The organism is Bacteroides sp. CACC 737 (assembly GCF_013874375.1).
GTDB lineage: Bacteria > Bacteroidota > Bacteroidia > Bacteroidales > Bacteroidaceae > Bacteroides > Bacteroides uniformis.
In genome coordinates, this window is record NZ_CP059408.1 from 4049592 (window position 1) to 4074581 (window position 24990).

The following is a 24990-nucleotide window of genomic DNA, read 5'->3' on the forward strand; positions in this document are numbered from 1 at the left end:
ATTATGAACAACGATATAAATAAGAGTAGTATCTTGGCTCCCCTCCCTACGGGGGAGGGGCTGGGGGAGAGGCTTCGAGCTGATTTCCCCATCCTTTCCCGTGAGGTATATGGCAAGCCGTTGGTCTATCTGGACAACGGCGCGACTACGCAGAAACCCCGCCAGGTAGTAGATGCCATTACGGACGAATACTATTCGGTGAATGCCAATGTGCATCGCGGGGTGCACTTCCTTTCGCAGCAGGCTACAGAGCTGCACGAGGCCTCGCGTGAGACGGTGCGACGTTTCATCAATGCCCGTAGTACGAATGAGATTGTCTTTACCCGTGGTACGACGGAGAGTATCAACCTGCTTGTCTCCAGCTTTGGTGAGGAATTTATGCAGGAGGGGGATGAGGTGATTCTTTCTGTGATGGAGCACCATAGTAACATTGTTCCCTGGCAGCTGCTTGCCGCCAAGCGTGGAATAGCCATCAAAGTGATTCCGATGAATGACAAGGGCGAACTCTTATTGGACGAATATAGGCAGTTGTTCTCCGAACGTACCAGGATTGTCAGTGTGGCACATGTTTCCAATGTGCTGGGCACGGTCAATCCCGTCAAGGAGATGATTGCTTTTGCCCATGAGCAGGGTGTTCCGGTGCTTGTGGACGGTGCCCAGTCCATTCCCCACATGCCGGTGGATGTGCAGGACTTGGATGCCGACTTCTTCGTTTTCTCCGCTCACAAGGTGTATGGTCCTACGGGAGTAGGCGTACTTTATGGTAAAGAGGAGTGGCTGGATAGGATACCTCCCTATCAGGGTGGTGGAGAGATGATTCAGCATGTCTCTTTTGAAAAGACTACCTTCAATGAATTGCCGTTCAAGTTTGAAGCCGGTACGCCGGATTATATCGGTACTACCGGACTTGCCAAAGCTTTGGACTACGTTTCGCTGGTTGGGATGGACAAGATTGCCGCCTATGAACACGAATTGACCCAGTATGCCATGCAACGGCTGAAAGAGATTCCCGGTATGCGTATCTTCGGCGAGGCAGAAGACAAGGGTAGTGTCATATCGTTTCTGGTAGGTGATATCCATCATTTTGATATGGGTACATTGCTCGACCGTCTTGGCATTGCCGTACGCACGGGACATCATTGTGCCCAACCATTGATGCAGCGTCTTGGTATCGAAGGAACGGTGCGTGCATCTTTCGGACTTTACAATACCCGGGAGGAGATAGATGCGCTGGTGGCAGGTATAGTTCGTGTCAGCCGGATGTTCTGACCCAAGCAAAGCTTTGCAACCTTTCTTCCATTCCTTGCGTCTAATATATCAACAACTAAAAAAAATGAATTATGTTAGTAACAACAACCCCGACTATTGAGGGTGGACGTATCACCCGCTATTATGGCATCGTTTCCGGTGAGACGATTATCGGTGCCAATGTATTCCGCGATTTTTTTGCCAGCATCCGTGACGTGGTAGGTGGGAGAAGCGGCTCTTATGAAGAAGTGCTACGCGAAGCTAAGGAGACAGCTTTGCGTGAGATGCAGGAAAATGCCCGTGCTATGGGTGCCAATGCCGTGATTGGTGTAGATCTGGATTATGAAACGGTAGGAGGTAGTGGCAGCATGCTGATGGTTACAGCCTGCGGTACGGCTGTAACGGTGGAATAATAAAATACATCATCTATTTTAATCGAACAGATGATGTATTTGACCTGAACAGATGATGTGTTTCCCAAGAATGAACGATACATTTTAGGGGGATACATCATCTATTTTTTTATAGATAGAGGTCTTTATTATTTATAGAAATGGAACTAGTGCATAAAAGAGCCTAATTGTTTGCATATTTCGCTTCAAATCAATAATTTTAGGCTTTCGTTCAACCTTTTAATATGAATAAATGCTATGGACCAAATCCTATTTTGGCTGGTTCCAGCCGCTTCCGTTCTGGCACTTTACTTTGCCTGGTATTTCCATTGTCAGATGATGAAAGAAAGTGAGGGTACCCCTCAGATGATTAAGATTGCCGCTGCTGTGCGCAAAGGTGCTATGTCTTACCTCCGCCAACAATACAAGATTGTGGGCTGGGTATTTCTGGGGCTGGTTATCCTTTTCTCCATTATGGCATACGGTTTCGGAGTGCAGAACTCCTGGGTACCGGTTGCTTTCCTTACCGGAGGATTCTTTTCCGGACTTTCCGGTTTTCTGGGTATGAAGACGGCCACCTACGCATCGGCTCGCACTGCCAATGCGGCACGCACATCGCTGAATGCCGGACTACGCGTGGCTTTCCGTAGCGGTGCGGTGATGGGACTGGTAGTGGTTGGCCTTGGCTTGCTTGATATATCTTTCTGGTATCTGTTGCTGAATGCTGTAATTCCGGAAGATGTAATGACTCCCACCCATAAACTCTGCATCATTACCACTACCATGCTGACTTTCGGCATGGGCGCTTCCACGCAGGCATTGTTTGCACGCGTAGGTGGCGGTATCTATACAAAAGCTGCCGATGTAGGTGCCGACCTTGTGGGAAAGGTGGAAGCCGGTATCCCCGAAGACGACCCGCGTAATCCTGCCACGATTGCGGATAATGTAGGCGACAATGTAGGCGACGTGGCAGGTATGGGGGCTGATTTGTACGAAAGTTATTGCGGTTCTATCCTTGCTACGGCTGCCCTCGGTGCTGCGGCTTTTATCCACTCGGGTGATACGCTGATGCAGTTCAAGGCCGTAATCGCTCCGATGCTGATTGCAGCCGTCGGAATATTGCTTTCCATTATTGGCATCTTCTCCGTGCGTACCAAAGAGAATGCGAAGATGAAGGACTTGCTGAACTCACTGGCTTTCGGTACTAATCTCAGCTCTATTCTGATAGTCATTGCCACTTTCTTTATCTTGTGGTTGCTGAAACTGGACAATTGGCTGTGGATTTCCTGCTCCGTGATAGTAGGTTTGATAGTAGGCATTATTATTGGGCGTTCTACGGAATACTATACTTCCCAATCCTACCGTCCTACCCAAAAGCTGAGTGAAAGCGGAAAGACTGGTCCGGCAACAGTTATAATTTCCGGTATAGGCTTGGGAATGCTATCTACGGCTATTCCGGTGATTGCCGTGGTGATGGGTATTATTGCTTCTTATCTCTTTGCTTCGGGCTTCGACTTCTCTAATGTGGGACTGGGGCTCTATGGTATTGGCATTGCCGCGGTAGGTATGCTTTCTACATTGGGCATCACGCTTGCTACAGATGCTTACGGACCGATAGCCGACAACGCGGGTGGCAATGCGGAAATGTCCGGTCTGGGTGAGGAGGTGCGTAAGCGTACCGATGCGCTCGACTCTTTGGGTAATACTACAGCTGCTACGGGCAAAGGCTTTGCCATCGGTTCCGCCGCTTTGACGGGATTGGCTTTGCTGGCCTCTTATGTCGAGGAAATCCGTATTGGGCTGACCCGCCTCGGGGCTACCGAATTGTCGCTTCCTCATGGCGATGCCGTGGCTCTTCAAGATGCCACTTTCTTCGACTTTATGCATCACTATGATGTGACGTTGATGAATCCAAAAGTTCTTTCCGGTATGTTCCTGGGTTCGATGATGGCATTTCTTTTCTGTGGATTGACGATGAATGCGGTAGGTCGTGCGGCGGCCCATATGGTAGACGAAGTGCGCCGCCAGTTTCGCGAAATCAAGGGAATCCTTACGGGAGAGACGGAGCCTGATTATGAGCGTTGTGTGGCAATCTCGACGAAAGGGGCGCAACGCGAGATGGTGGTTCCGTCACTGATAGCTATCATTACTCCGATTGCGACGGGACTTATTTTCGGTGTTCCCGGTGTACTCGGCCTGCTGATTGGCGGATTGAGTAGCGGTTTCGTGCTTGCTATCTTCATGGCAAATGCCGGTGGTGCATGGGATAATGCCAAAAAGTATGTGGAAGAAGGCAACTTTGGCGGCAAAGGCAGTGAAGTCCACAAGGCTACAGTCGTGGGTGACACCGTAGGAGACCCGTTCAAGGACACATCCGGTCCAAGTTTGAATATCCTGATCAAGCTGATGAGCATGGTAGCCATTGTGATGGCAGGGCTTACGGTTGCGTGGAGTCTGTTCTAAAAAGAGTTTTTCCCCGTATCCCACCAAAGGCGGGTGGCGCCATTGTCTGCGCCACCCAGTTTTTCCGTGAGGGTAGCGTATTGTGCCGGGTCGGCAGTGGCGGCGTCCGTCGAGAACGGAAGGCGGCGGATCATGATATCCGTATCAATCACTTTTCCGGTGTTGCTTTGGACCTTGAAAAGTTTTGGGTATCCGGTACGGCGTTGCTCGGCCCATGCCTCATAACTTTCGGGCCAGCATGCCAGCCACTTCTGGGTAATAATCTTTTCGAGTTTTGTCTCTATGTCTGCATCTTCTTCCCATTTTGGGGAGATGGTAATCAAGGCTTTCATGTCCTTGCCCACCTTGCCGCCTGAGATTACATCTTTATAATCGGCAGGGGTTTTGTCGCTTTCCAGATATTCGGAAGCACCGGCACAGTCCCACTGTGTAAATGAAGTACTTACCCCGTATTCATAGCATGTGCGGGGATTTTCTTTGGTATAGCCGCGGAGGGCTGCTTCGGCCCTGAGTAGCCAGACTTCTGCCGCACTCATCAATACGGCTCCGGTCTTTTCGCCGATGGTGCTTGTGTTGAGGGAAGAGCAGGAACTGTAAATGTTGGCGTCACCGTCTTTCATGGGTAAACCGATGGGAATGCCTAACAATTGCTCTCTACAACCTTCGAGCAGGGCGGTGTTATACCATTTCTTGCCACGCGGGTCCTCATAACCGTTGACAATGGATTCCATCGAGGCATTCATGTAGACTTCACCCCAACCGGCAACGGCACACAAAGGATTGATATAGTTCTTGCCCATTACAGCGATGGTTTCCCTTGCACCTTCCAGTACACCTTGATTGTCATTCAGTGCTTTGGTTGCTTGGTCTTTGGCAAGTGTTGCATCCACATTGGAGATGCGCATGGCAAGGCGCAAACGCAGTGAGTTGGCAAACTTCAACCAGTCCTTCAAGGTCTTGCCGTTGGTCAGCATATCATACTCTTTGAATTTGTTGTTGTCACCTCCTTCGTCCAGGTATTCCCTTATCAATTGCTGCCCTTCGTCCAGGTCTGCAAAGAAACGTGTATAGGCTTCCTGCAGTCCGTAAACCCGGGGTACCTCACCCAATTGGTGGTAGACCAGCGGACCATATGTATCGGCAATGCGGTGCATCAGTTCTACTTTCAAGATTTCAGTAATGCCGAGATAGCCTTTCAGGTTGTCATTGCCATAAAAGTTCTTTTCTGCCTTCTGCACTTCCGTGTAGACATATCCGTAAGTACATTGCCATGCAGCATTGGTCCAGCCGGAGTTCAGGTTGTAGCAGGCGTTGGATTTCATGAATTTAGGAATAGGGTCCATGAAGTAGCCGGAGAACATGTCGTGGTTTAGGGATTGTGTCATCTGCCATACCCAGTTCAAGCCTACAGAACCTATATTGAAGTAGATACCCGACTGTATGGGTTCGAATGGAGCAGTCAAGTTCTGGAAGTCTATTTCCTTTTTGTCATCCGAGAAACCTCCTTTGATTTCGTTGTCATTCTCAAAACCACCGGTACAAGCTGTAAGCAGCAGCATGCTATGGCAGAAAAGGAATATGATGCACTTGTTTTTCATAAGGTATTCATTTTAAAAGGTAAATCTTAGGTTAAAGCCGATATTCCGGGTAGTAGGCATGCCAAACACGTCTACTCCTTGATTGTTGTTGCCTACGGACATCACTGCATCGGGGTCGAACGGTGCTTCCTTCTTGAAAAAGCACAAGTTGCGCGCTGCCAATGATACGTCGATTCCCTTTATGAATCTGCTATTTTCCAGTATCGTTTTCGGGAAAGAATAGCTCAGTGATACTTCACGGAGTCTGATGCAGGTTGCGTCGTACATATAATATTCGGAGATGGCATTTCTGCCGCCTACTGCACTGTAGAATGCTCTCGGGTCGTTGAACTTCTGTCCTTGGTATTCTACATATCCCCGGGTTCGGGCCTCTTCGGTGACTTTGGTCACGCCGTTGGCATCCAGTTCGGACTGTGTCAGTGACATGACTTCGCCGCCGAAGCGGAAATCTATCAGGAAATAGAGCTCCAGGTCTTTGTAGGTAAGTGTATTGCTCCATCCCATCGTGAAGTCAGGATTGGCATTCCCAAGCAAATCCTTGTTTCCGGTATTTCCCAAAGGCCTTTTGCTGGTTTCATCAACCATGATGCTGCCATCCTCATTACGGCGGAAAGCATTTCCATAAATATCCCCCAGGCTACCTCCTTCTTTGACGCGCATCTGATAGCCAGCATTGAAACCTTCTTCGTAGTAGGAAAATTCCGGATAGTCAGGATGCAGGGTCACTACTTTGTTTTTGTTGGCGGACATGTTGATGAGACTCTTCCACGAAAAGTTTCTGTATAGTAGCGGAGTGGCGTCTACCGTCAGCTCAAAGCCTTGGTTGCGTATTTTTCCGGCATTGACATACCGGTATTTGTAGGTGGAGCCCGTGGGGTTGTCCATTCTCAATAACTGATTCTTGGTATTGGTCTGATACCAAGTGAAGTCCATCCCGAATCGGTGGTGGAAGAAACGCCATTCTGTACCGAATTCGATGGAGCTGCTGATTTCCGGTTTTAGGTCACCACGCTGTTCTACGGTATTTACATTGATACTGCCGCCTACCATGATGATGTCTACCGGATTGGTGATTCCTATCGGAAGGTCATTACCGACTTCCGCCCACGAAGCGCGCACTTTGGCAAAACTTATCCATTGGGGTAGGGAGCAGGCTTTGTTAAGAATCCAGGTAGCCCCTATGGAGGGATAGAAGAATCCGGTATTCTTGCTGTCCGTGTAGGCCAGTGTGGATGACCAGTCGTTACGTGCGGTAATGTCCAGGTATAGTAATCCTTTCCAGCCCCACTGCATGGTGGCAAATACTGATTGGAGCGTGCGTTTGCTGTCGATGCTCTGGTTTACGGCTGCTTTGGAGTCCATCACTACATTGGGGACGGTAAATACATTCGGTTTGTAGAGGGAAGCAAGCCTTGAGTCTATTGTCAGGGAGTTGACTTTACTCATGTTGATGCTGGCACCCAGTGCCGTGTTGAGGGAGAAGTCATCAAATTCCTTGTTGAACAAGGCCATTACGTCACCGTAGACTTGGATTTCTTGGCTGTCCGACCAGATGTAACGTCCGTTTTCCTTGTCCTCGTATTTGCCGGCGATGTTGGGAGCTGTAGTGGCATACATCTTATTGTCGAATTTATCACTGATATAATCCACATTACCCCGTGCCTGCAGGCTGAAATAATCCGTAATGTGCAGATTGGCGCTGGCCGATGCGATAGCGCGATATCGCTTGTTGCTACTGAGCACGCGGTTTTTCAACCAGTAGGGATTCTGTCCCCATTCACTGACGGTACCATCTCCATTCTTTTCAATCCAGTTTTGTGTCATCATATTGCGGTCGGCATTCCACGTTTCAAAGTTTTCTCTGTAAGTGCTCATATCTACGCCACGTGGGAAACTGTACAAGCTGACCAGCGGATTCAGATAATAGCCGCCGGTAGCAGGGGAGTTCTTGACGGTTTGGGTTATTAGTGTTGCAATGCCGTCCAGTTTCAGCTTGTTGTTGAAGAGGCTGGCCGTTTCGTGTAGGTTTAGGTTATTCTTCTGTAGCTTGTTGTTGTCCACAATTCCTTTAGCCGTGGTGTTAGCGTATGAGAAATAAGTTTGTACTTTTTCATTTCCGGTAGTGATGGCCAGCGAATTGAAAGTCGTGATGCCATTGCTGAAGAACTCGCCTATGTTGTCATAGTCGGTTACATTGCTTTTTGTACCCCAGCTTGCCGTACCGCCATCTTCGTTGCGACCGTATGTATTTTGGAATTCGGGGGTACTGATGGCGTGACTCACGGTCAGGTTGGAGGAGAATGTAACGCGCTGCAGTCCGGCTTTTCCCTTTTTAGTGGTGATCAGAATGACACCATTAGCTGCCTGCGAGCCATAAAGTGCGGCGGCAGAAGAACCTTTCAGGATGTTTATGCTTTCTATATCGTCCGGATTCAGGTTGGAAATCCCATCACCGGCATCACGGTTCAATCCATCGTTGTTACCGCCGATTACGGTGGAGGTGGATTCTGTTGAGCTGTTCAGCATAGGAACACCGTCAATTACGTACAAGGGCTGGTTGTTGCCGCTGGCAAATGCAGAGCGTGCACCGCGGATGGCGACTTTGGCAGAACCTCCTAAATTGGCGGTTTTGTTGATTTGTACTCCGGCCGTCTTTCCTGCCAGTGTATTAATCATGTTCGGTTCTTTGGCACGGGTCAGCTCACTGCTGCTTATCTGTTGGGTAGAATAGGTCAATGAGGACATTTTCTTCTGGATACCCATGGCGGTTACCACTACCTGCTCCAGGGTGAGGTTCTTTTCTTCCATCCGGATGTGGAGATTGTTTCTACCGTTCAGGGCAATGGTTTGCGGTTCATAACTGATGTAGGATACGACAATAGTGGCATAAGGAGGGATATTCATGCTAAATTCTCCTTCGGTATTGGTGATAACACCATTGGCGGTCCCTTTTTCAAGAATGTTGGCACCGATAATCGGTTCACCTCTGGAGTCCGTCACCTTTCCTCTTACAGTAGCCATTTCCTGCAGAGTGTCTGTCTTATCCTCAGCACTCCTGCTGTTTTTGGTTAAAACGATGTTTTTGCCTTCCATCACATACTTGATGTCTGTCCCTTTGAACATTTGGTCAAGTACTTCGGAAACAGTTTGGTTACTTGCATGGATGTCGACGGTACGGTGTACATCGACGTTCTGTTTGTTATATACAAATAAGTATTCTGTTTGCGACTCAATTTGCTCGAGAACTTGCCCTACCCTCAGCCGGGCATTTTGAATGCTGACCCTGGCATTCTGAGAGTAGCAGTTCCCGTTGTATACCTGAAATATAACAAGCAGGAGAAGGAATAATGTGATTTTCATAGGTTTGCAATAATTGCTTAAAATCTAATTTTTTTAGATAAAAAAGCCTCATCAACAAAATTTTTCTCATATCTTTGTCACTGTGTTAAGTTAATAAATTGATTAAGGTCGATTTTTGACTGTTTCGGATCGGAAAGTATGGGGGTACTTTCCGATCTTTTTTCTTACTCATATATAACAATTGAGTCCTTTTCTTCGTTGATGCGGAACTTGAAAGGATGGTCTTTCGAGATGGTCCGCAGTATGTGTTCGACACCGTCCTGCTCTCTGAACTTGCCGGTAAAGCTGCTGTAGTTCAGCAGTTGGGGACTGGCAACGGTTATTTTTACGTTATAGTATTTCTCCAGTCTACTGAGGATGCCGCTGAATGGGGCGTCGTCAAAACAGTATAGTCCCTCTTTCCAGCGTAGATATTCATAGGAAGGAAGGACGGTCTTTCTGCATTTTCCATTTTCATTGAGAAATACCTCTTCTTTCTGCAACCTGGTGATTATCTGGCTGCTGTTGGCCGGATAGATATCGACGACACCTTCTACCAATGTGGTTCCGAACTCATGACTCCCACTATAGGCACAAACATTGAAACTCGTTCCTACAACTTTTACCTTGTTCGTTTCTGTATGTACATAGAATGGGATACTCTTGTTTTTGGCTACTTCAAAGTAGGCCTCTCCGTCCAGCTCCACATTCCGTTCGTTGCGTCCGAAGTTGGCGGCATATTTCATGGTAGACTTGGAGTTCAGCCATACGCGCGTTCCATCGGCAAGGGTAATCTGCGCCCGTTGTCCGGCAGGCACGGTGACTGTTTGCAATTGTACCTCCTTGTTATATAGAAAGTCGGAGGTGATGAAATAACCGGCTATGGCGACAATGGTGACGGCGGCTATGCGGGCCGTCCAGCGGAGCATCGGCATGATGCGCACCGTTTTCTTTTCATTGTTGTCCTGTTTGTCCGAGAACAAGGAAATGTCATATATCATGCGCTCTTTCAGGAAGGTGTCCCGGTTTTCATCCGAGGCGTCTACCCAGTCGAGTATCATCTTTTCTTCTTCAATGGAAGTAATACCTTTGAAATATTTATATAATAGCTCTTGGTTCATTGTCAATAATTTGTTTCTTTTCTAAAATGTGCTCTTTTTACCTTTTGTATATATAACCGGAAAGTGGGCGGTAACCCTATTCCGTAGAGGCATCTTTTTAGGATATTAATATAATGAGTATAGTTATAAGATAATCTTTCAGTCTCAGCCGGAGAATTCGCAGCACTTTGGTGATGTGTGCCTCTACGGTCTTAAGTGATATGTTCAGGCTATCGGCAATCTGCTTGTTTGCCAGGTTCTGGTATCGGCTCAACATGAATATCCTCCGGCTTTGTTCGGGCATTTCCTGCAAGGTCTTATTTACGATATGTTGTATTTCCGTATTGAATATCTTGTCTGGTTCGCAGGCTTTCAGGGTGGAGATACGTAAGTCCAATTCGCGCAGGTTGTGGCTACTGATGGTTTCTTCCGCCCGTAGACGCACCTGCTTGTGCTCGAGTACGTGCAGGGCTTTGTTCTTTATGATGGTCAGCAGCAGGGCATGCAGGTTACTATTTTCTTCCCAGCGGTCTCGATTTTCCCATAGGGCAATCATGGATTCCATCACAACGTCTTCCGCTTCCGCTTTATCCCTGAGATAAGAATAAGCAAAGGCCAAAAACTTTTCTTGGTTTTCCTGGAAAAAGCGTGAGAAAAGATTCATAGTATGTAGGCTCCTTAAACCGGACATTAATTGAGGTTCTTTATGGAATATAAGGCTTTATATAGCAAAAAAACATAATCTTTTTGGAATATGCAAGCATTGTGCCTTGTTTTTTCGGAGCCATTCTGGCTGTATGGACAAAAAGAAAGCCTGATGGAGCTCCACCAGGCTTTATATGCTTAAAGAATAAGAGATTTCTTATTTCTTTTCCGGTCTTTCTTGTCTTTCCGGTCTTGGAAGCAATACTTTACGTGACAGCTTGAATTTTCCGGTCTTCGGGTCGATGTCGAGAAGTTTTACGTCGATTTCGTCACCTTCCTTGATACCGGCTTCTTCCACTGTTTCCAGACGTTTCCAGTCGATTTCGGAGATATGGAGCAAACCGTCCTTACCCGGCAGGAATTCAACGAATGCGCCGTAAGGCATAATGGAGCGTACCTTGCCTTTGTAGACTTCGCCTACTTCAGGGACAGCCACAATGCCTTTGATGATACGCATAGCATCATCGATGCTCTTCTTGTTGGTACCGGCGATTTCGATTCTACCGATGTTGTCCACTTCTTCAATTGTGATGGTGGCACCGGTTTCTTCCTGCATACCTTGGATAATCTTTCCACCAGGACCGATGACAGCACCGATGAATTCTTTAGGAATGGTCATTGTCTCGATACGCGGAGCGTGAGGTTTCAGGTCTTCGCGAGGCTCGGCGATGCACTCGGTAATTTTTCCCAAGATATATTCGCGGCCTTCTTTAGCCTGCAGCAAAGCCTTTTCAAGGATTTCGTATGACAGACCATCCACTTTGATATCCATCTGAGTGGCGGTGATACCGTCTTTTGTTCCGGTCACTTTGAAGTCCATGTCGCCCAAGTGGTCCTCATCACCGAGGATGTCGGACAATACGGCATATTTGTCTTCGCCTGCATTCTTAATCAATCCCATGGCGATACCTGATACCGGTTTTTTGATTTTCACACCTGCATCCATCAATGCCAAAGTTCCGGCACATACGGTAGCCATGGAAGAAGAACCGTTTGATTCGAGGATGTCGGATACTACGCGTACTACGTACGGATAGTCTGCGGGAATCTGTCCCTTCAAGGCACGCCATGCTAAGTGCCCATGACCGATTTCACGGCGGCCTACACCGCGTTGTGCCTTAGCTTCGCCTGTAGAGAATGGAGGGAAGTTATAGTGCAGAAGGAAACGTTCTTTTCCGTGTTCCAATACGTCGTCGATAATCTTCTCGTCCAACTTGGTACCTAAAGTCACTGTAGACAAAGACTGTGTCTCGCCACGTGTAAAAATAGCGGAGCCGTGAGGGCCGGGCAGGTAGCTGGTCTCACACCAGATAGGACGGATTTCGGTGGTCTTACGTCCATCAAGGCGCTTGCCTTCGTCCAGAATGGAACGGCGCATCGCCTCTTTTTCCACATCATGATAGTAACGGTCGATGAGGGCTGCCTTTTCTTCCAATTCTTCTTCGGAGAACTGTGCCTTGAATTCTTCGCGGATGGCATCGAAAGCATCCATGCGTTCGTGCTTGTTCTTGTTTCCGGAAGCGGCGATGGCATAAGCCTTGTCGTAGCAAGCGTCGTGAACGGCTTTACGAAGTTCTTCGTCGTTCACTTCGTGGCAATATTCGCGTTTCACGGTAGAGCCTACTTCCTCTGCCAGTTCCATCTGTGCCTTACACTGAATCTTAATGGCTTCGTGTGCGGCCTTCATAGCTTCCAGCAAGTCCTGCTCGGAAACTTCGTCCATTTCGCCTTCCACCATCATGATGTTTTCATAAGTGGCGCCCACCATCAAATCCATATCGGCTTGCTCCAGTTGCTCAAAGGTAGGGTTGATGACAAATTGTCCGTTGATGCGTGCTACGCGTACTTCGGAAATAGGTCCGTTGAAGGGGATATCTGAAACTGCAAGTGCGGCAGAAGCAGCGAGTCCGGCCAGAGCATCGGGCATATCTACGCCGTCTGCCGAGAAAAGAATGATGTTTACGTATACCTCTGCATGGAAATTATCAGGGAATAAGGGGCGGAGAGCACGGTCAACGAGGCGGCAAGTGAGGATTTCGTAGTCAGAAGCGCGTCCTTCACGTTTTGTGAAACCGCCGGGGAAACGTCCGAATGCGGAGAATTTTTCTTTGTACTCTACTTGTAATGGCATGAAATCTGTTCCGGGAACTGCGTCCTTGGCGGCACAAACAGTAGCTAAAAGCATGGTATTGCCCATACGAAGCATTACAGAACCGTCTGCCTGTTTTGCCAGCTTTCCCGTTTCGAGCGTGATGGTTCTGCCATCAGGAAGCTCGATCGTCTTAACAATTGGGTTAATCATAAAAAATGTTTTATATCTAATTTTCTTTCAAAATTCGTGCAAAGATACATAATTTATTCATGTAAAATGGTGGGAATGAGATAAAAAGTTTGTATTTAGTTGTTTTTTGCTGTTTTCTATATGTAAGAACGTGGGAAAATGCTTTGACTGAACTTGAAAAGAAGTATATTTGCAGGCACGTTTGCAAAACAAAACTGAAGATACGATATGAAGAAAATCTTTTTTATGGCACTTGCTGCAATAGCATTGGGTGCATGTAATTCCGAACCTAAATTCAAAGTAGAGGGTGAAGTGTCTGGTGCCGACGGCAAGATGCTTTATTTGGAAGCCTCGGCATTGGAAGGTATTGTTCCTTTGGATTCTGTAAAACTGAAAGGGGATGGTTCTTTCCACTTCAAGCAGGTACGTCCGGTGTCTCCGGAATTCTATCGTTTGCGGGTAGATGACAAGGTTATTAATTTCTCGGTAGATTCGACGGAAACGGTTTTGGTAAGGGCACCTTATACCGATTTTGCCACTGCCTATACGGTCGAAGGTTCTCCGAACAGCTCGAAGATAAAGGACTTGACGTTGAAGCAGATGAAGCTTCAGGACAATGTGAATGCATTGCTGCAGTCGGTGCAGGCACATAAGATAGGCGCTGATGTTTTTGAGGATAGTCTCGCCTCTTTATTGAAGAACTATAAGGATGAAGTGAAAATCAGCTATATTTTTGCCGCTCCCAATACGGCTGCCGCCTATTTCGCCTTGTTTCAGAAGTTGAATAATTATTTGATTTTCGACCCTCTGAACAATAAGGAAGACGTTAAGTGTTTTGCAGCCGTGGCAACCAGCCTGAACAATTATTATCCGGATGCAGACCGTTCCAAGAACCTCTACAACATTGTAATAAAGGGAATGAAGAATACCCGTACTCCGCAACAGAAGGTGGTGGAAATCCCTGAAGAGGCAATTTCCGAAACCGGCATCATCGACATTAACCTACGTGACATGAAGGGCAATACACGTAAGTTGAGCGAATTGAAGGGCAAGGCTGTTATTGTGGACTTCACTGTTTATCAGAGTGCCGTTTCTGCTACACATAATTATATGTTGCGTGACTTGTACGACAAGTATGCTGCCCAGGGATTGGAAATTTATCAGGTTTCTCTGGATGCAGACGAGCACTATTGGAAAACAACTGCCGACAATCTACCTTGGATTTGTGTGCGCGACGGCAATGGAATTTATTCGTCTATAGCGGCTTCTTATAATGTGAAGAATGTGCCTTCTGTGTTCCTGGTTAACAAGAACAATGAGTTGAGTGCCCGTGGAGAGAGTGTTAAAGACTTGGAGGCGGCAGTGAAAGCATTGCTGTAACATGTTATAAATAAGAAGTTTTCGTTTAAATATGTTACAAAGCAGCCTTTTATGCTTGACACGCATTGCATAAAAGGCTATCTTTGCAAAGGAAAATCGGAAAGAGGGTTCCAGCATGCTGACCATGTTGGAATTCTTTTTTGTTTATAGTACCATTAAAAACTAACATAACATTTAAGGAGGAAAAAGTATGGCTTATATGTCAGAAGACGGCTACAAGAAATTAATGGCCGAATTGAAACACCTGGAGACGGTGGAACGTCCCAAAATATCGGCTGCCATTGCCGAAGCGCGTGACAAAGGTGATTTGTCGGAAAATGCAGAGTATGACGCTGCCAAGGAAGCTCAAGGTATGCTTGAGATGAAAATTAACAATTTGAAGCTGACCATTGCCGACGCCAAGATTATTGATGAGTCGAAGTTGAAAACCGATTCTGTACAGATTCTTAATAAAGTAGAGCTTAAGAACGTGAAGAATGGCATGAAGATGGTTTATACCATCGTTTCCGAAAGTGAAGCCAATCTGAAGGAAGGAAAGATTTCCGTGAATACTCCGATTGCACAAGGTCTGCTTGGCAAGAAAGTAGGTGACATCGCAGAAATCAAAGTTCCGCAGGGCATGATTAACCTGGAAGTAGTGAACATATCATTTTAAAGGAAGGCAGGTCCGCATACGGGCTTGCCTTATTTTATAATTTATAGCTATGGCAACAATATTCAGTAGAATTATCGCAGGTGAAATACCTTGCTACAAGGTGGCGGAGGATGACAGATTCTTTGCGTTCCTTGACATCAATCCGTTGGTAAAAGGTCATACATTGGTCATTCCCAAGCAGGAAGTAGATTATATTTTCGATTTGAATGATGAGGATTTGGCGGCGATGCATGTTTTCGCCAAGAGAGTGGCGCTTGCCATTGGCAAGGCCTTCCCGTGTAGAAAGGTAGGAGAAGCGGTATTGGGGCTGGAAGTGCCTCATGCGCACATACATCTGATTCCTATGCAGAACGAAAAAGATATGCTTTTTTCCAATCCCAAACTGAAACTGACGGACGAAGAATTCAAAGCTGTGGCGGAAGCCATCCGTGCAGCGCTTTAACCGGTTTATTTTCCTCCCCTAAATAAACGGAAGCGGGAGTTGGATGAGTTCCAACTCCCGCTATTTTTACCTTCGGCACCTATCCTTTAATTCTTAATTTAAATGTATTTTTCTCCCAATTTTATCTGGGCGTCATTCACATATTTGCGGATGGTATGTTCTTCATCCTTCTTGCAAATCAGTAATACATTGTCCGACTCGGCTATGAGATAACCTTCCAAACCGTCGATAACTGCAAGTTTGTTGTCGGGCAGCACCACGATATTGTCCTTGCTGTTATAGATGAGTGATTTACATTTTAGAGCTACATTGCCTGCCTCATCTTTAGGAGACAAATCATACAAAGACCCCCAGGTTCCTAAATCAGACCAACCGAAATCGCCTAATGATACATATACATTGTCAGCCTTTTCCATGATGCCGAAGTCTATAGATACATTGGGGCAAGCCGGGAAGTTCTCATCAATGAATTGTTTCTCCTGGGCTGTTCCGTACACATCTTTGCCAGGGGCCAGTTTGGATGTCAGCTCGGGCAGCAGGGCTTCGTTTGCCTTAATGATGGTATTTACGTTCCACATGAACAGACCGGAGTTCCAATAGAATTCTCCGCTTTCCACGAATACTTTTGCCAGTTCCAGTTCGGGCTTTTCAGTGAAGGTTTTTACCTTGTAGAAGTTATCACCAGCGGTTTCGGCTATTTGTATATAACCATATCCAGTTTCTGGACGGTTGGGCTTGATACCGAGTGTCAGCAGATTATCGGATTGGGAAACGAAGTCCAGTCCTTTTTCGATAGCGGCCAGAAATTCGCCTTCCTTCAGAATTAAGTGGTCCGAAGGAGCTACCACTATATTGGCGTCCGGATTCAAGGCGCGGATATGATAGGAAGCCCACGCGATGCAGGGAGCTGTATTCCTGCGTGTCGGCTCCAGTAGAATCTGTTCGGGTTTAAGTTCGGGAAGCTGTTCTTTTACAAGGTCGGCATATAAGTCATTTGTTACGATAAGTATATTTTCCATGGGGATTACCTGCTTGAAGCGATCGAAGGTTTGCTGCAGCAAGGAACGTCCCGTACCAAAGAAATCCAGAAACTGTTTTGGAAGTGTCTTGCGGCTGAATGGCCAGAAACGGCTGCCGATTCCTCCGCCCATAATTACACAGAAATTATCCTTATTGGTTACCATGCTATTGATTTTAAAAGTTTCTGCTAATGTACTGCATATTTTACAAACAAGGAATGATTCAAGTCGGTTTTATCGTTTTTTTCGCCTTTTTTTAGGAAAAGTATTGCAGGTTTAGAAAAAAGCTGTATCTTTGCACCGCATTTGAGAAATCAAACATGCCCAGATGGCGGAATCGGTAGACGCGCTGGTCTCAAACACCAGTGGATTCACTTCCATCCCGGTTCGACCCCGGGTCTGGGTACTGAAGCGGAGAAAGTTGAAAAACTCTCTCCGTTTTTCTTTTCTACTCCTCGTAACTCGTTGGTTTGCTGATGGGGGGCAAGGGTCAACGTAACAATCTGAGGGATTTTATATTTAAGCCTATAATTTAGCAAGTCTATATAAGAAAAAAGCTCTATCTCTTACTCCTCTGAACTGTGCTCTAAATGCTTTGATTTTAGCATTGAATGACTCTGTTGCAGCATTGGTTGCCCTCCTTTCAAAAAAATTGATTATATTCAGATAATGTGTTTGTATAGAACGTGCGACCCTTCCAAAGGTGAGGAACCCTGATTTATCTACCTCATCATACCACCTTGCCAGCCTTGTCAAAGCAATATCCTTAAACTTACACTGATGATAGATTAAGCCTAACCGCATAGACAGATAATATCCTTTCTTTATATCGGGATATTCCTTGAAAAGAATTTCAGCTCGTATTTTTTGAGACTGAGTCCATAAGGCTTCCTTCTTGTAAAGCAGATAAATGCTTCTCGCTAACAACTGCTTTCTTGTATCTCCATTAACGAAAACAGGTGCATGATACATCTTTCCACAGGCCTTTGCATAAGCAATCTGAGTGGACTCTTCATCCAAAGCCTCCCAGCGAGCTTTTACACGCATCTCCTGCACCGCTCATAAGCTAACTTCTGTACGTGAAAGCGATCGGTAACACGTTTGGCCGCAGGAAAGCAGATGCGGGCAATCTGCTCCATGTTAGGAGCCATATCCAAAGTAATCTCGCGCACTTGGTAACGGCGGCGACGGGATAGCTTAAGCAGGACAGAAGTGACCGTATGAACGTCCGTACCTTTAATGATAGCAATCATACTACCTTTACCACCGTGAGCTTCTTTATTGATCAGTACAGTATAGAGTTCTCCACGCGAGAGGGCTACCCCATCAATACAGATATAAGCACCGATATTCTTTTCGGATAGTAGCCAATCCTCTGCATGAACAAGTTGGTCCCAATGGAGATAACCACTTAGATGGTTACGGTATTGACGCTCCAATAAATCTCCGTCAACTCCATATAAAACACCTAAGAGCTTGCAACTGATCGGATAGCTATCAATATAGTTCTTTTAAAAAAGACGCAAAATCTTGCGTCATACGAGTACCTTCAGCCACCATACGCCAGTTACGAGAGATATACTCATTATGCTTCTTTAAGAGCCAGCGACGACGACGAATATTAAGGAAGACCTTCTTGCCACGAAGAGGGAAATCCTGAACAATAACAGGATCATAAAAGCCTTTACTCTCAGTATCCTGATCTGTATACTTCTCAGGAACGATATTTTTTTCCTCAAGGTAGATCACAACTTCATTCACGCTTTCCTTCACATCAACAAGATCAAAGTACTCTAAAGTGCCTTCAGGAAGAAGAAGGCGATAACCGTTTAACTCCATAAGCTATGAATTTGGAGACAAAGATAATAACTTATAAATTTACCCCTCAGGTTTTTACATTGACCCATCTTATCGTTGTTGTACAGTCCCATATTGGTATAAGTGCGCTGTATGCGTACTATTTCGGAAACTTCCTGTTCAAGCAATCCATTGGTGTATATAATAACTTAACTCAAGTTTCGGATTTAGACTTAGGCTGTCATAGCGTAGGCTTTAAGAGCAGCCAACCTCTTGTCGTTTTCAATGACCTGCATATTCAAATCTTCAGATTCAGCCCCAGCCTCAGTGATTTCAGCCACAACCGTCACGACTTCTAAATACTCAAATAGAACTTTGTTTCGTATGGTGTACATGTGAGAAAATTTTTCTAATGGCTTCCATGTGAAAGCCTGCCTTAGGAAGGTCTGTGTCATCTGCTATCAGTACTGTCGGCAATTTGCTTTTCTTGTGATCGTTCCGCATTGTCACTTTCATTAGAAGCCAATTGGTTATGCGGTATATCACCTTTCGCCAGTTGATGTCGTCTTGTGACAAATAGGAATACAGTGCATCCTTTTTTCGACCAAACATCCGGCTTAGGACAGAACCATCGTAATGTGAGAGCCCTTTTATTGCAAAGAATGGAAGCAACACTAATATTGGGAACACCTGGTGGTTTGTGAGCTGACAGTTGTCACGCTTCATTCCACCAAGACTACGACAGTCCAAGTTGACATTTTCAAGTAGGTGTGTAAATGAGTCCATAACGGCACTGCGACGTTTCTCACTGAAAAAATTGCGGATTTCTGACGGAATTTTTGTAATTTTGCTCATGGCTTTGAGTAATGTTTTTTATCACATCTAATTTGCTCATTTCCCATGATATACGGAAATACTCAAAGCCTTTTTTATGCGATATACTCAACCTCAAAGTCTAAATCATTAAATAAATAAGACGATTATGGATTTATATGCAGACAATTTGGCGGATTACATCTATCAAGAAAATGATGTGGACAAGAAACGGGCATTGTTATTGGAAGTGGAAGCGGAAATCAAAAAGCTCATGGGCGAACAGGAAAAGGGTAGCCTTGATTTAAGGCACATTGGTGCAGTACAGATAGAAAAGATACAAGATCTGATAGGTACAAGAAGTTTGCTTCTCAACCAGATGTTTCAAGCCACTTCGCAGGAAATCAAACGCTTTGAAGCGGTAAACGAATTGCTGAATAGTTTGACCAAGAAGATGTATCATCGCATGGCAAACCTCTATCGTACATTGATTAATAGCCCCAAAGATGAATCTTTTGATGACGATTATGTCATTTGTGGTACACTGAGGTATGTGTTCTGTGGGGTGGAGTCTATATTGGAATTGCCGGAAGACAGCTATTATGGCTCCGATTTTGCTTACATGATAGAACTAATTTGTTGTTGTTTACTTGAAGAATACAATGGGGGACTTCCCGAAATCGAAGAATGTTCTTGTAATTATTCACCCAAAAACACATCGGATATGACAGATGAGCAGTTACAATGTGTGGATGTATGGGATGATGGAGTGACATGGGCAGAAGGACATTTACGCCGTCCGGAACTGAAGCATATTATCGTGTGTCATGCCATACATGACATTTGCACTCACAAACCTTACTCCATTCCGGACTTATTGCGGTTAAATGATTTTTGGGTAGAAGCCCATCTGGTATGTCAACATATTATAGACCAAAACGGGAAACGCTATAACTCGGATTAATCATTTGTTTTGCAAAGTGCCTGAAAGGTGGAGACATTGCCAAACTTTGTGCTCCACTTTTCTTCCCATAGTCCTCCTGTATAATGCACATGGCCGAAAAGATGATATTTCGGTTGGCGCTCTAAAATTATTTGTTTCAATATCTCGCTACCCGTATCTTCATCCAATATACCTTTCGGGGGAATGTGGGTAATCAAAAAATCCGTTTTATAAGACAATCCACATTCTTCTCCCAACCATTGCATTTGCTGAATCATCCTACAGGAAATAGCGTAGAAGGTAATGCCGTCATATTCTATGCCGCAATCTTCAAGCAAAGTTATATTTGCAGGTATCAACCGGCGGGCTTCTTCCGGACAAAGGTCATATGAGAATCTTTCTCTTTGGATTTCAATTTCAGGATAATCTTCACGAGATTTTCTGCGCTTTTTGTAGAACACGTTTATTTCCAATACAAATAATGCTTCTATAATTGATAGTTTTAGTAAAAAAATATCCCGATGCAAATGAATGAACCGGGAGTTTGACAAATAAAATAGATTACAAAATCAGTAGGGAGGTGCCCAATCTTTTTCGGATAATCCAATGTACTTGGGCAAAATTGTCTTGCTTCAAAAGTAAAGTCAAGCGTCTTTTACCTATGCGTTTATCGCACGCTATCAGTATGGGTACTAAGTGCCATCGGTCTTCAAATGAATGAGTGAGTAATTCCCAATCAGGACAATCAATATATTCTCTAATTAAGCAAGAAATATCGGATGTATCTCCCATCCAAGGATAAAACTGTTCTCTCAGTTCTTCTTTGGTGAATATTTGGGGATAGTCCCATATGATTTTTTTTCCTATGGTAATCCAATAACGTGGCATGTCGTCGTTAGCATATCCAGTCTTGCTACGCATTGGGTATGTTATGCAATGTATCTGAAATCCTACATTTGGGTCAATTATGCGGTATAGAGCTGTTTGGAGTTTGCTCCAGGGACGGTATCGTATTCTCATTTTCTTGTTGTTTTGATATAAAAAACGGTTTAATCTGTTTCAATCGTACAATTATTTCTTTTTTGAAACGCGATTCGGAGTACTCATCTTCTGTCCAGATAAGCCACGAAAAGTAGTCCCACGAATTGTTAGGATTGAGCGTAAATCCTTCTATATCCAGTTGGCTTACATCGCGTCCATATATATACGTACAAACAGCATATATATTATTGCGGAAATAGAACCCAGATCCTACGATGTACCCGTTCTTTCGGGCTTCAATGGTGTATTTGCGGCTGTAATCCCAATTGGGTTCACTGAACTCAAACTGAGGAAGCTCTGATTTTATGTCAAGCAGGCAATGTTTCATGCTTTCCCAGTCCAGTTTCTCTAAGTCTTCAGGGGGAAACCGCTTCAGGGCTTTTTCTCTACAGGAGCTCTTTATTGCAGATGGTATATAGACCAAAAAGGCAATGCCCATGATTATTATAACTAAAAGCATCGGTAAATAAGGGATTAATATAAACTTCCACGGCATGACAATCAGATTGTTATAGCGTAGAAACATTAAGGGAAATGTAAGAAAATACGGCAAGGAAGATATATAACTTTCACCATCAAATATTTCATCTACAGAAGTATCTCTTGAAGTTAATACATTACGTATAAATATAAAAAGACTGGTAATTATAAAATATGCAGGTATTGCACACCATATAGGGATAAATACCTCCCACCATTCCCTTTGTATTGCACCATCCAGTTTTTGAGTTACCAGAAAAGCGCTTAAACATCCTGCGCTGGCTACAATAAATTTATAAGATCTTTTCATGCTATTCTTTTAATATCATGTTTATATTTTCAATAATATCTTTGCTTATGCTTTCTATCGTTTCCTTCATCCTACTTAAATGTCGTTGGCTATCTCCGTCATTCAGATTTCGGAAATTGATAGTCGGATGGGTATATTCCCATAAAAGCCAAGAATCACTCGAATGATATCTGTTGTCATTATGAAAATCTTCTATAATCTTATTAATTTCATTTATAACTTTCTGTATTTCTTTGTTTTGTATTTCTTTGGCGATTGAGAGTCTGACTGTTTTCCCCTCTTTATCTCTCAGTATAACACCGCTATATGTACGCCAGTCAACTTGAACGGCATACATTAATTGGTAATCATCACCGATTGTCTTTAGCTTAAATTCAAGAGACTGGTATTTATTGTTATTTTCATAATATCTGCGTATGTAGTCTTCATGATTGTCGAGAGCATATTTGTAGTCACTAAAAGATTCTTTAATTACTTCATAACCTTTTTCTTCAATGACCGCTTCCAGTTGACTCCAAAAATCGATTTGCAGACTAATTTCTACTTCTCGTATGGCATCCTTGTATTGAGATATACAACTGATATACTTCGGGTTACTTTTAATCAAATTGATTAATTCATTCTTTTCTTTATCCATTTGGTGTGTCAATATTTTGATTAAGTTCAAATAGTGTGCTATTCCTTCCCGTATCAGAGACTTGTCTATTGCTTTGTGGCGACAATCAGTCAGCCAGTTTAATATAAAATCGGCATAGGATATGGTAAAGAAAGTTATTTCTTCGCCACCTGTGGTTTTATCAATATCGTGTACTTCACCGTCTAAAGACAAGTATAGCAACAGTGTATCATTCTTATTTTTTGAACATCGTTTCAGAAAATTATGATACCGAAGAAGTTGATTCTCTTGGTCAGTCGCATAAATCTTGTTTTCAATGACAATATGGTTTATCCCGTCCGTGAGGTAAATGTCGAGTCTTCCTCCATCTGTATCTGTTTTAGGACCGATATATTTTTCACATTCCACTTTGGCATTATCGCAAGTGAAAGAAACAATATGGTCTGTTTGCCCATTCAGACGCTCAATGAATAATTTGAGAAACACATCTTTCATTTGGTGCTGTCCATTCGGATTCAGCAAATCCGCTATCATGGCTGAATGTACTCTTGTTTCGTCACTGGTCATATTGATTACTTTGAAAAGATTATAATTGTCTCCTTTCTCTTTCCGTATATATTCATGTTTTTCAATGATTAGATGTATTTCATTGAATAGTTGTATCAATTTCTTCATTTTCTCCTGTAGTTTTATACTTATAAAATTCAGATGTTTGTCTTTTGTACATTCTTAATTGGCTGATAAGAGGATAACTTATTCTTGCTTCTCTGAAAAATCAGCAAATGCAATTACATCTCCCTCGATGTCTATAATTGATTGTGTATAATTCTCACATAAGCAATAAGAGTCTATTTTTAATATCATGCAGATGTCTTTCATGATAGAAGTAACTTCTAAGTGTTTTCTATTTTTGAAAGTTATATATATTCCATGAAACCATTTTCTTCCTGTAAGTGTGGCGTAAAATTTCCATTCAACCTTTTGAGAAAAAAGATAATCCAGTAATTTATCAAGATCCTTTTTGTCTGAAGGCATTTCTACACAATATCCATTTCCAAAATCCAAAAAGAAATAGTTGATGTTAAAGCAGTTCAAAATCATATTGTGGCTCATAGCTTTTAATGAATATGTGGTTGATAAATGTTTTGTTTACCTCTTTAATTTATTTCAGGAGTTTGTCGGATATGAATAATACATGGTTAAAATGTTTGTGTTTGTTTTATTTTTATGTTTTAACATAATTAACATTGAAATACAAATAGGAGTCCTCAATGAAAGATTAAAAATTTACTCCTAATATAAACCTCTTGATTTCTTCCTCGCTCGGCAATTCTATCATATATTTCTGTACGAAGATATTCGGGTCTAATCCGGCAGTGGCATATTTTACTAATGTATCTCCCTTTTCCGTACAAAGCAGAATACCGATAGGTGGATTGTCGTCCGGCTGCATTATCTCTGCCTTGAAATAATTAAGGTACATATTCAGCTGTGAAGCGTATTCATGGCAGAACTTGTCTATCTTTAATTCCACAATGACATGGCATTTCAAGATGCGATGATAGAATACAAGGTCGGCAAAGAAGTAATCTTCATCAATCAAGATACGTTTTTGTCGGGCTTCAAAGCAGAATCCATGCCCCATTTCCAGCAGGAAGTGTTGTAAGTTATCAAGAATAGATTGCTCCAGATCGTTTTCTGTTACTAAGGCACGTTCATTCAATTCTAAGAACTCTAAGGTAACAGGGGTGTTGATAACATCTTTAGGCTGTAATAAGGTCGCTTGTTGCTGTACTAAAGCGGAGAGGGCTTCTTTATTTTTGGATAGTCCGCTACGCTCATAGTATAAAGACGCTATTTGTTGTTCCAATTCTTTGACAGACCAGCAGCTACGAATTGTTTCCATTTCATAGAAAGCACGTTTTACCGGGTTGTCTATTTTTGCGATATGTTTTAAGTGGGTATAAGGTATTTTATTGAATATCTTTGTTGCTGGATTTATCCATTTATTATACTCTTTATCAGATTGTTGTAATTCGGCACTTGCCGCGTGCCGAATTTCATTTCCTGCCATGATGTAGTGTAATACTTGTTCTTTCAGATGTGGATAAACAAGGTATAACCGTCTAAATTCACGGAATCTACGTTCATTCAGACCTTTTGTTTTCAGCCGTTGTTCCTGCTTTTTCAACAGTTGTTCACCGTATGTGGCACGGTCTTCTCCGTTCTGTTCGAATTCCACGATATAGCAACCCATAAACCAGTTACGGGAAGTAAGGGCAAGGTTTACAGCGTGTGCGGCTTGTGCCTGCAACGTGTTCTGTATCGTGCTGATATGTTTTACTAATGCTTCAAAGTTCATAGTCGC

Annotated in this window: 20 protein-coding genes, 1 tRNA gene and 1 pseudogene; 8 read left to right on the forward strand and 14 right to left on the reverse strand. The window is 43.9% G+C overall.

From position 1 onward, the window contains the following. Nucleotides 1–3 precede the first annotated feature (3 nt). The 3 genes from H1A11_RS16750 to H1A11_RS16760 all read left to right on the forward strand — a co-directional run bounded on the left by H1A11_RS16750 (nucleotide 4) and on the right by H1A11_RS16760 (nucleotide 4103). Nucleotides 4–1269 (forward strand): cysteine desulfurase, encoded by a 1266-nt coding sequence (locus H1A11_RS16750; RefSeq protein ID WP_165491374.1) that lies wholly within the window; start codon nucleotides 4–6, stop codon nucleotides 1267–1269. A gap of 71 nt (nucleotides 1270–1340) precedes the next feature. Further along, nucleotides 1341–1661 carry a heavy metal-binding domain-containing protein gene (locus H1A11_RS16755; protein ID WP_117599782.1) on the forward strand — a complete coding sequence of 107 codons (321 nt, stop codon included), beginning with the start codon at nucleotides 1341–1343 and terminating at the stop codon, nucleotides 1659–1661. Nucleotides 1662–1898: 237 nt separating this feature from the next. Beyond that, nucleotides 1899–4103 (forward strand): sodium-translocating pyrophosphatase, encoded by a 2205-nt coding sequence (locus H1A11_RS16760; RefSeq protein WP_117599781.1) that lies wholly within the window; start codon nucleotides 1899–1901, stop codon nucleotides 4101–4103. On the opposite strand, the gene H1A11_RS16765 is transcribed toward H1A11_RS16760, so the two are convergent. The 5 genes from H1A11_RS16765 to pnp all read right to left on the reverse strand — a co-directional run bounded on the left by H1A11_RS16765 (nucleotide 4100) and on the right by pnp (nucleotide 13147). Further along, entirely contained in the window at nucleotides 4100–5701 is a 1602-nt protein-coding gene (locus H1A11_RS16765) for a SusD/RagB family nutrient-binding outer membrane lipoprotein (RefSeq protein ID WP_181757477.1), read from the reverse strand. The two genes, H1A11_RS16760 and H1A11_RS16765, sit on opposite strands and share 4 nt — an antisense overlap. 12 nt (nucleotides 5702–5713) lie before the next feature. Further along, nucleotides 5714–9061, reverse strand: a complete 3348-nt coding sequence (locus tag H1A11_RS16770) for a SusC/RagA family TonB-linked outer membrane protein (RefSeq protein WP_181757478.1) — start codon at nucleotides 9059–9061, stop codon at nucleotides 5714–5716. Nucleotides 9062–9225: 164 nt separating this feature from the next. Then, complete coding sequence (locus tag H1A11_RS16775; RefSeq protein ID WP_181757479.1) at nucleotides 9226–10161, reverse strand: FecR family protein; 936 nt, start codon at nucleotides 10159–10161, stop codon at nucleotides 9226–9228. A 97-nt stretch (nucleotides 10162–10258) separates the two neighbouring features. Continuing rightward, the gene (locus tag H1A11_RS16780; RefSeq protein WP_117599777.1) at nucleotides 10259–10831 is read right to left on the reverse strand and encodes an RNA polymerase sigma-70 factor; all 573 of its coding nucleotides are present in this window, start codon (nucleotides 10829–10831) and stop codon (nucleotides 10259–10261) included. Nucleotides 10832–11002: 171 nt separating this feature from the next. Continuing rightward, nucleotides 11003–13147, reverse strand: coding sequence for a polyribonucleotide nucleotidyltransferase (pnp, locus tag H1A11_RS16785; RefSeq protein ID WP_117599776.1), 2145 nt, complete (start codon nucleotides 13145–13147; stop codon nucleotides 11003–11005). Nucleotides 13148–13354: 207 nt separating this feature from the next. Between pnp and H1A11_RS16790 the strand changes: the two genes are divergently transcribed. The 3 genes from H1A11_RS16790 to H1A11_RS16800 all read left to right on the forward strand — a co-directional run bounded on the left by H1A11_RS16790 (nucleotide 13355) and on the right by H1A11_RS16800 (nucleotide 15603). Then, entirely contained in the window at nucleotides 13355–14506 is a 1152-nt protein-coding gene (locus H1A11_RS16790; RefSeq protein ID WP_117599775.1) for a thioredoxin-like domain-containing protein, read from the forward strand. 190 nt (nucleotides 14507–14696) lie between these two features. Beyond that, on the forward strand, nucleotides 14697–15161 hold the full coding sequence (gene greA / locus H1A11_RS16795) for a transcription elongation factor GreA (protein WP_005824394.1): 465 nt from the start codon (nucleotides 14697–14699) through the stop codon (nucleotides 15159–15161). A 49-nt stretch (nucleotides 15162–15210) separates the two neighbouring features. Next, nucleotides 15211–15603 (forward strand): HIT family protein, encoded by a 393-nt coding sequence (locus tag H1A11_RS16800; RefSeq protein WP_117599774.1) that lies wholly within the window; start codon nucleotides 15211–15213, stop codon nucleotides 15601–15603. Between the two features lie 98 nt (nucleotides 15604–15701). On the opposite strand, the gene H1A11_RS16805 is transcribed toward H1A11_RS16800, so the two are convergent. Then, on the reverse strand, nucleotides 15702–16787 hold the full coding sequence (locus H1A11_RS16805) for a mannose-1-phosphate guanylyltransferase (protein ID WP_117599773.1): 1086 nt from the start codon (nucleotides 16785–16787) through the stop codon (nucleotides 15702–15704). Nucleotides 16788–16944: 157 nt separating this feature from the next. On the opposite strand from H1A11_RS16805, the gene H1A11_RS16810 reads away from it, so the two are divergent. Further along, a tRNA-Leu gene (locus H1A11_RS16810) sits at nucleotides 16945–17028 on the forward strand. Between the two features lie 119 nt (nucleotides 17029–17147). Here the strand turns inward: H1A11_RS16810 and H1A11_RS16815 are convergent. The 3 genes and pseudogenes from H1A11_RS16815 to H1A11_RS16825 form a co-directional block, all read right to left on the reverse strand. Further along, a pseudogene (locus H1A11_RS16815) lies at nucleotides 17148–18061 on the reverse strand (transposase). A gap of 58 nt (nucleotides 18062–18119) precedes the next feature. Next, nucleotides 18120–18461 (reverse strand): hypothetical protein, encoded by a 342-nt coding sequence (locus tag H1A11_RS16820; RefSeq protein WP_117964259.1) that lies wholly within the window; start codon nucleotides 18459–18461, stop codon nucleotides 18120–18122. A gap of 191 nt (nucleotides 18462–18652) precedes the next feature. Next, on the reverse strand, nucleotides 18653–18814 hold the full coding sequence (locus tag H1A11_RS16825; protein ID WP_158562817.1) for a hypothetical protein: 162 nt from the start codon (nucleotides 18812–18814) through the stop codon (nucleotides 18653–18655). A 587-nt stretch (nucleotides 18815–19401) separates the two neighbouring features. Between H1A11_RS16825 and H1A11_RS16830 the strand changes: the two genes are divergently transcribed. Further along, nucleotides 19402–20196, forward strand: a complete 795-nt coding sequence (locus H1A11_RS16830; protein WP_138345665.1) for a hypothetical protein — start codon at nucleotides 19402–19404, stop codon at nucleotides 20194–20196. Here H1A11_RS16830 and H1A11_RS16835 read toward each other — a convergent pair. From H1A11_RS16835 to H1A11_RS16855, 5 genes are all read right to left on the reverse strand, one after another. Then, nucleotides 20193–20636 carry a hypothetical protein gene (locus H1A11_RS16835; RefSeq protein WP_165491375.1) on the reverse strand — a complete coding sequence of 148 codons (444 nt, stop codon included), beginning with the start codon at nucleotides 20634–20636 and terminating at the stop codon, nucleotides 20193–20195. The two genes, H1A11_RS16830 and H1A11_RS16835, sit on opposite strands and share 4 nt — an antisense overlap. 500 nt (nucleotides 20637–21136) lie before the next feature. Continuing rightward, nucleotides 21137–22006 carry a hypothetical protein gene (locus H1A11_RS16840; protein ID WP_138345663.1) on the reverse strand — a complete coding sequence of 290 codons (870 nt, stop codon included), beginning with the start codon at nucleotides 22004–22006 and terminating at the stop codon, nucleotides 21137–21139. A 1-nt stretch (nucleotide 22007) separates the two neighbouring features. Further along, a complete protein-coding gene (locus H1A11_RS16845; protein ID WP_181757480.1) occupies nucleotides 22008–23297 on the reverse strand; it encodes a PD-(D/E)XK nuclease family protein in 1290 nt (429 codons plus the stop codon). A 78-nt stretch (nucleotides 23298–23375) separates the two neighbouring features. After that, complete coding sequence (locus H1A11_RS16850) at nucleotides 23376–23735, reverse strand: hypothetical protein (RefSeq protein WP_117599766.1); 360 nt, start codon at nucleotides 23733–23735, stop codon at nucleotides 23376–23378. Between the two features lie 166 nt (nucleotides 23736–23901). Further along, complete coding sequence (locus tag H1A11_RS16855) at nucleotides 23902–24984, reverse strand: YhcG family protein (RefSeq protein WP_181757481.1); 1083 nt, start codon at nucleotides 24982–24984, stop codon at nucleotides 23902–23904. Nucleotides 24985–24990: the final 6 nt, after the last annotated feature.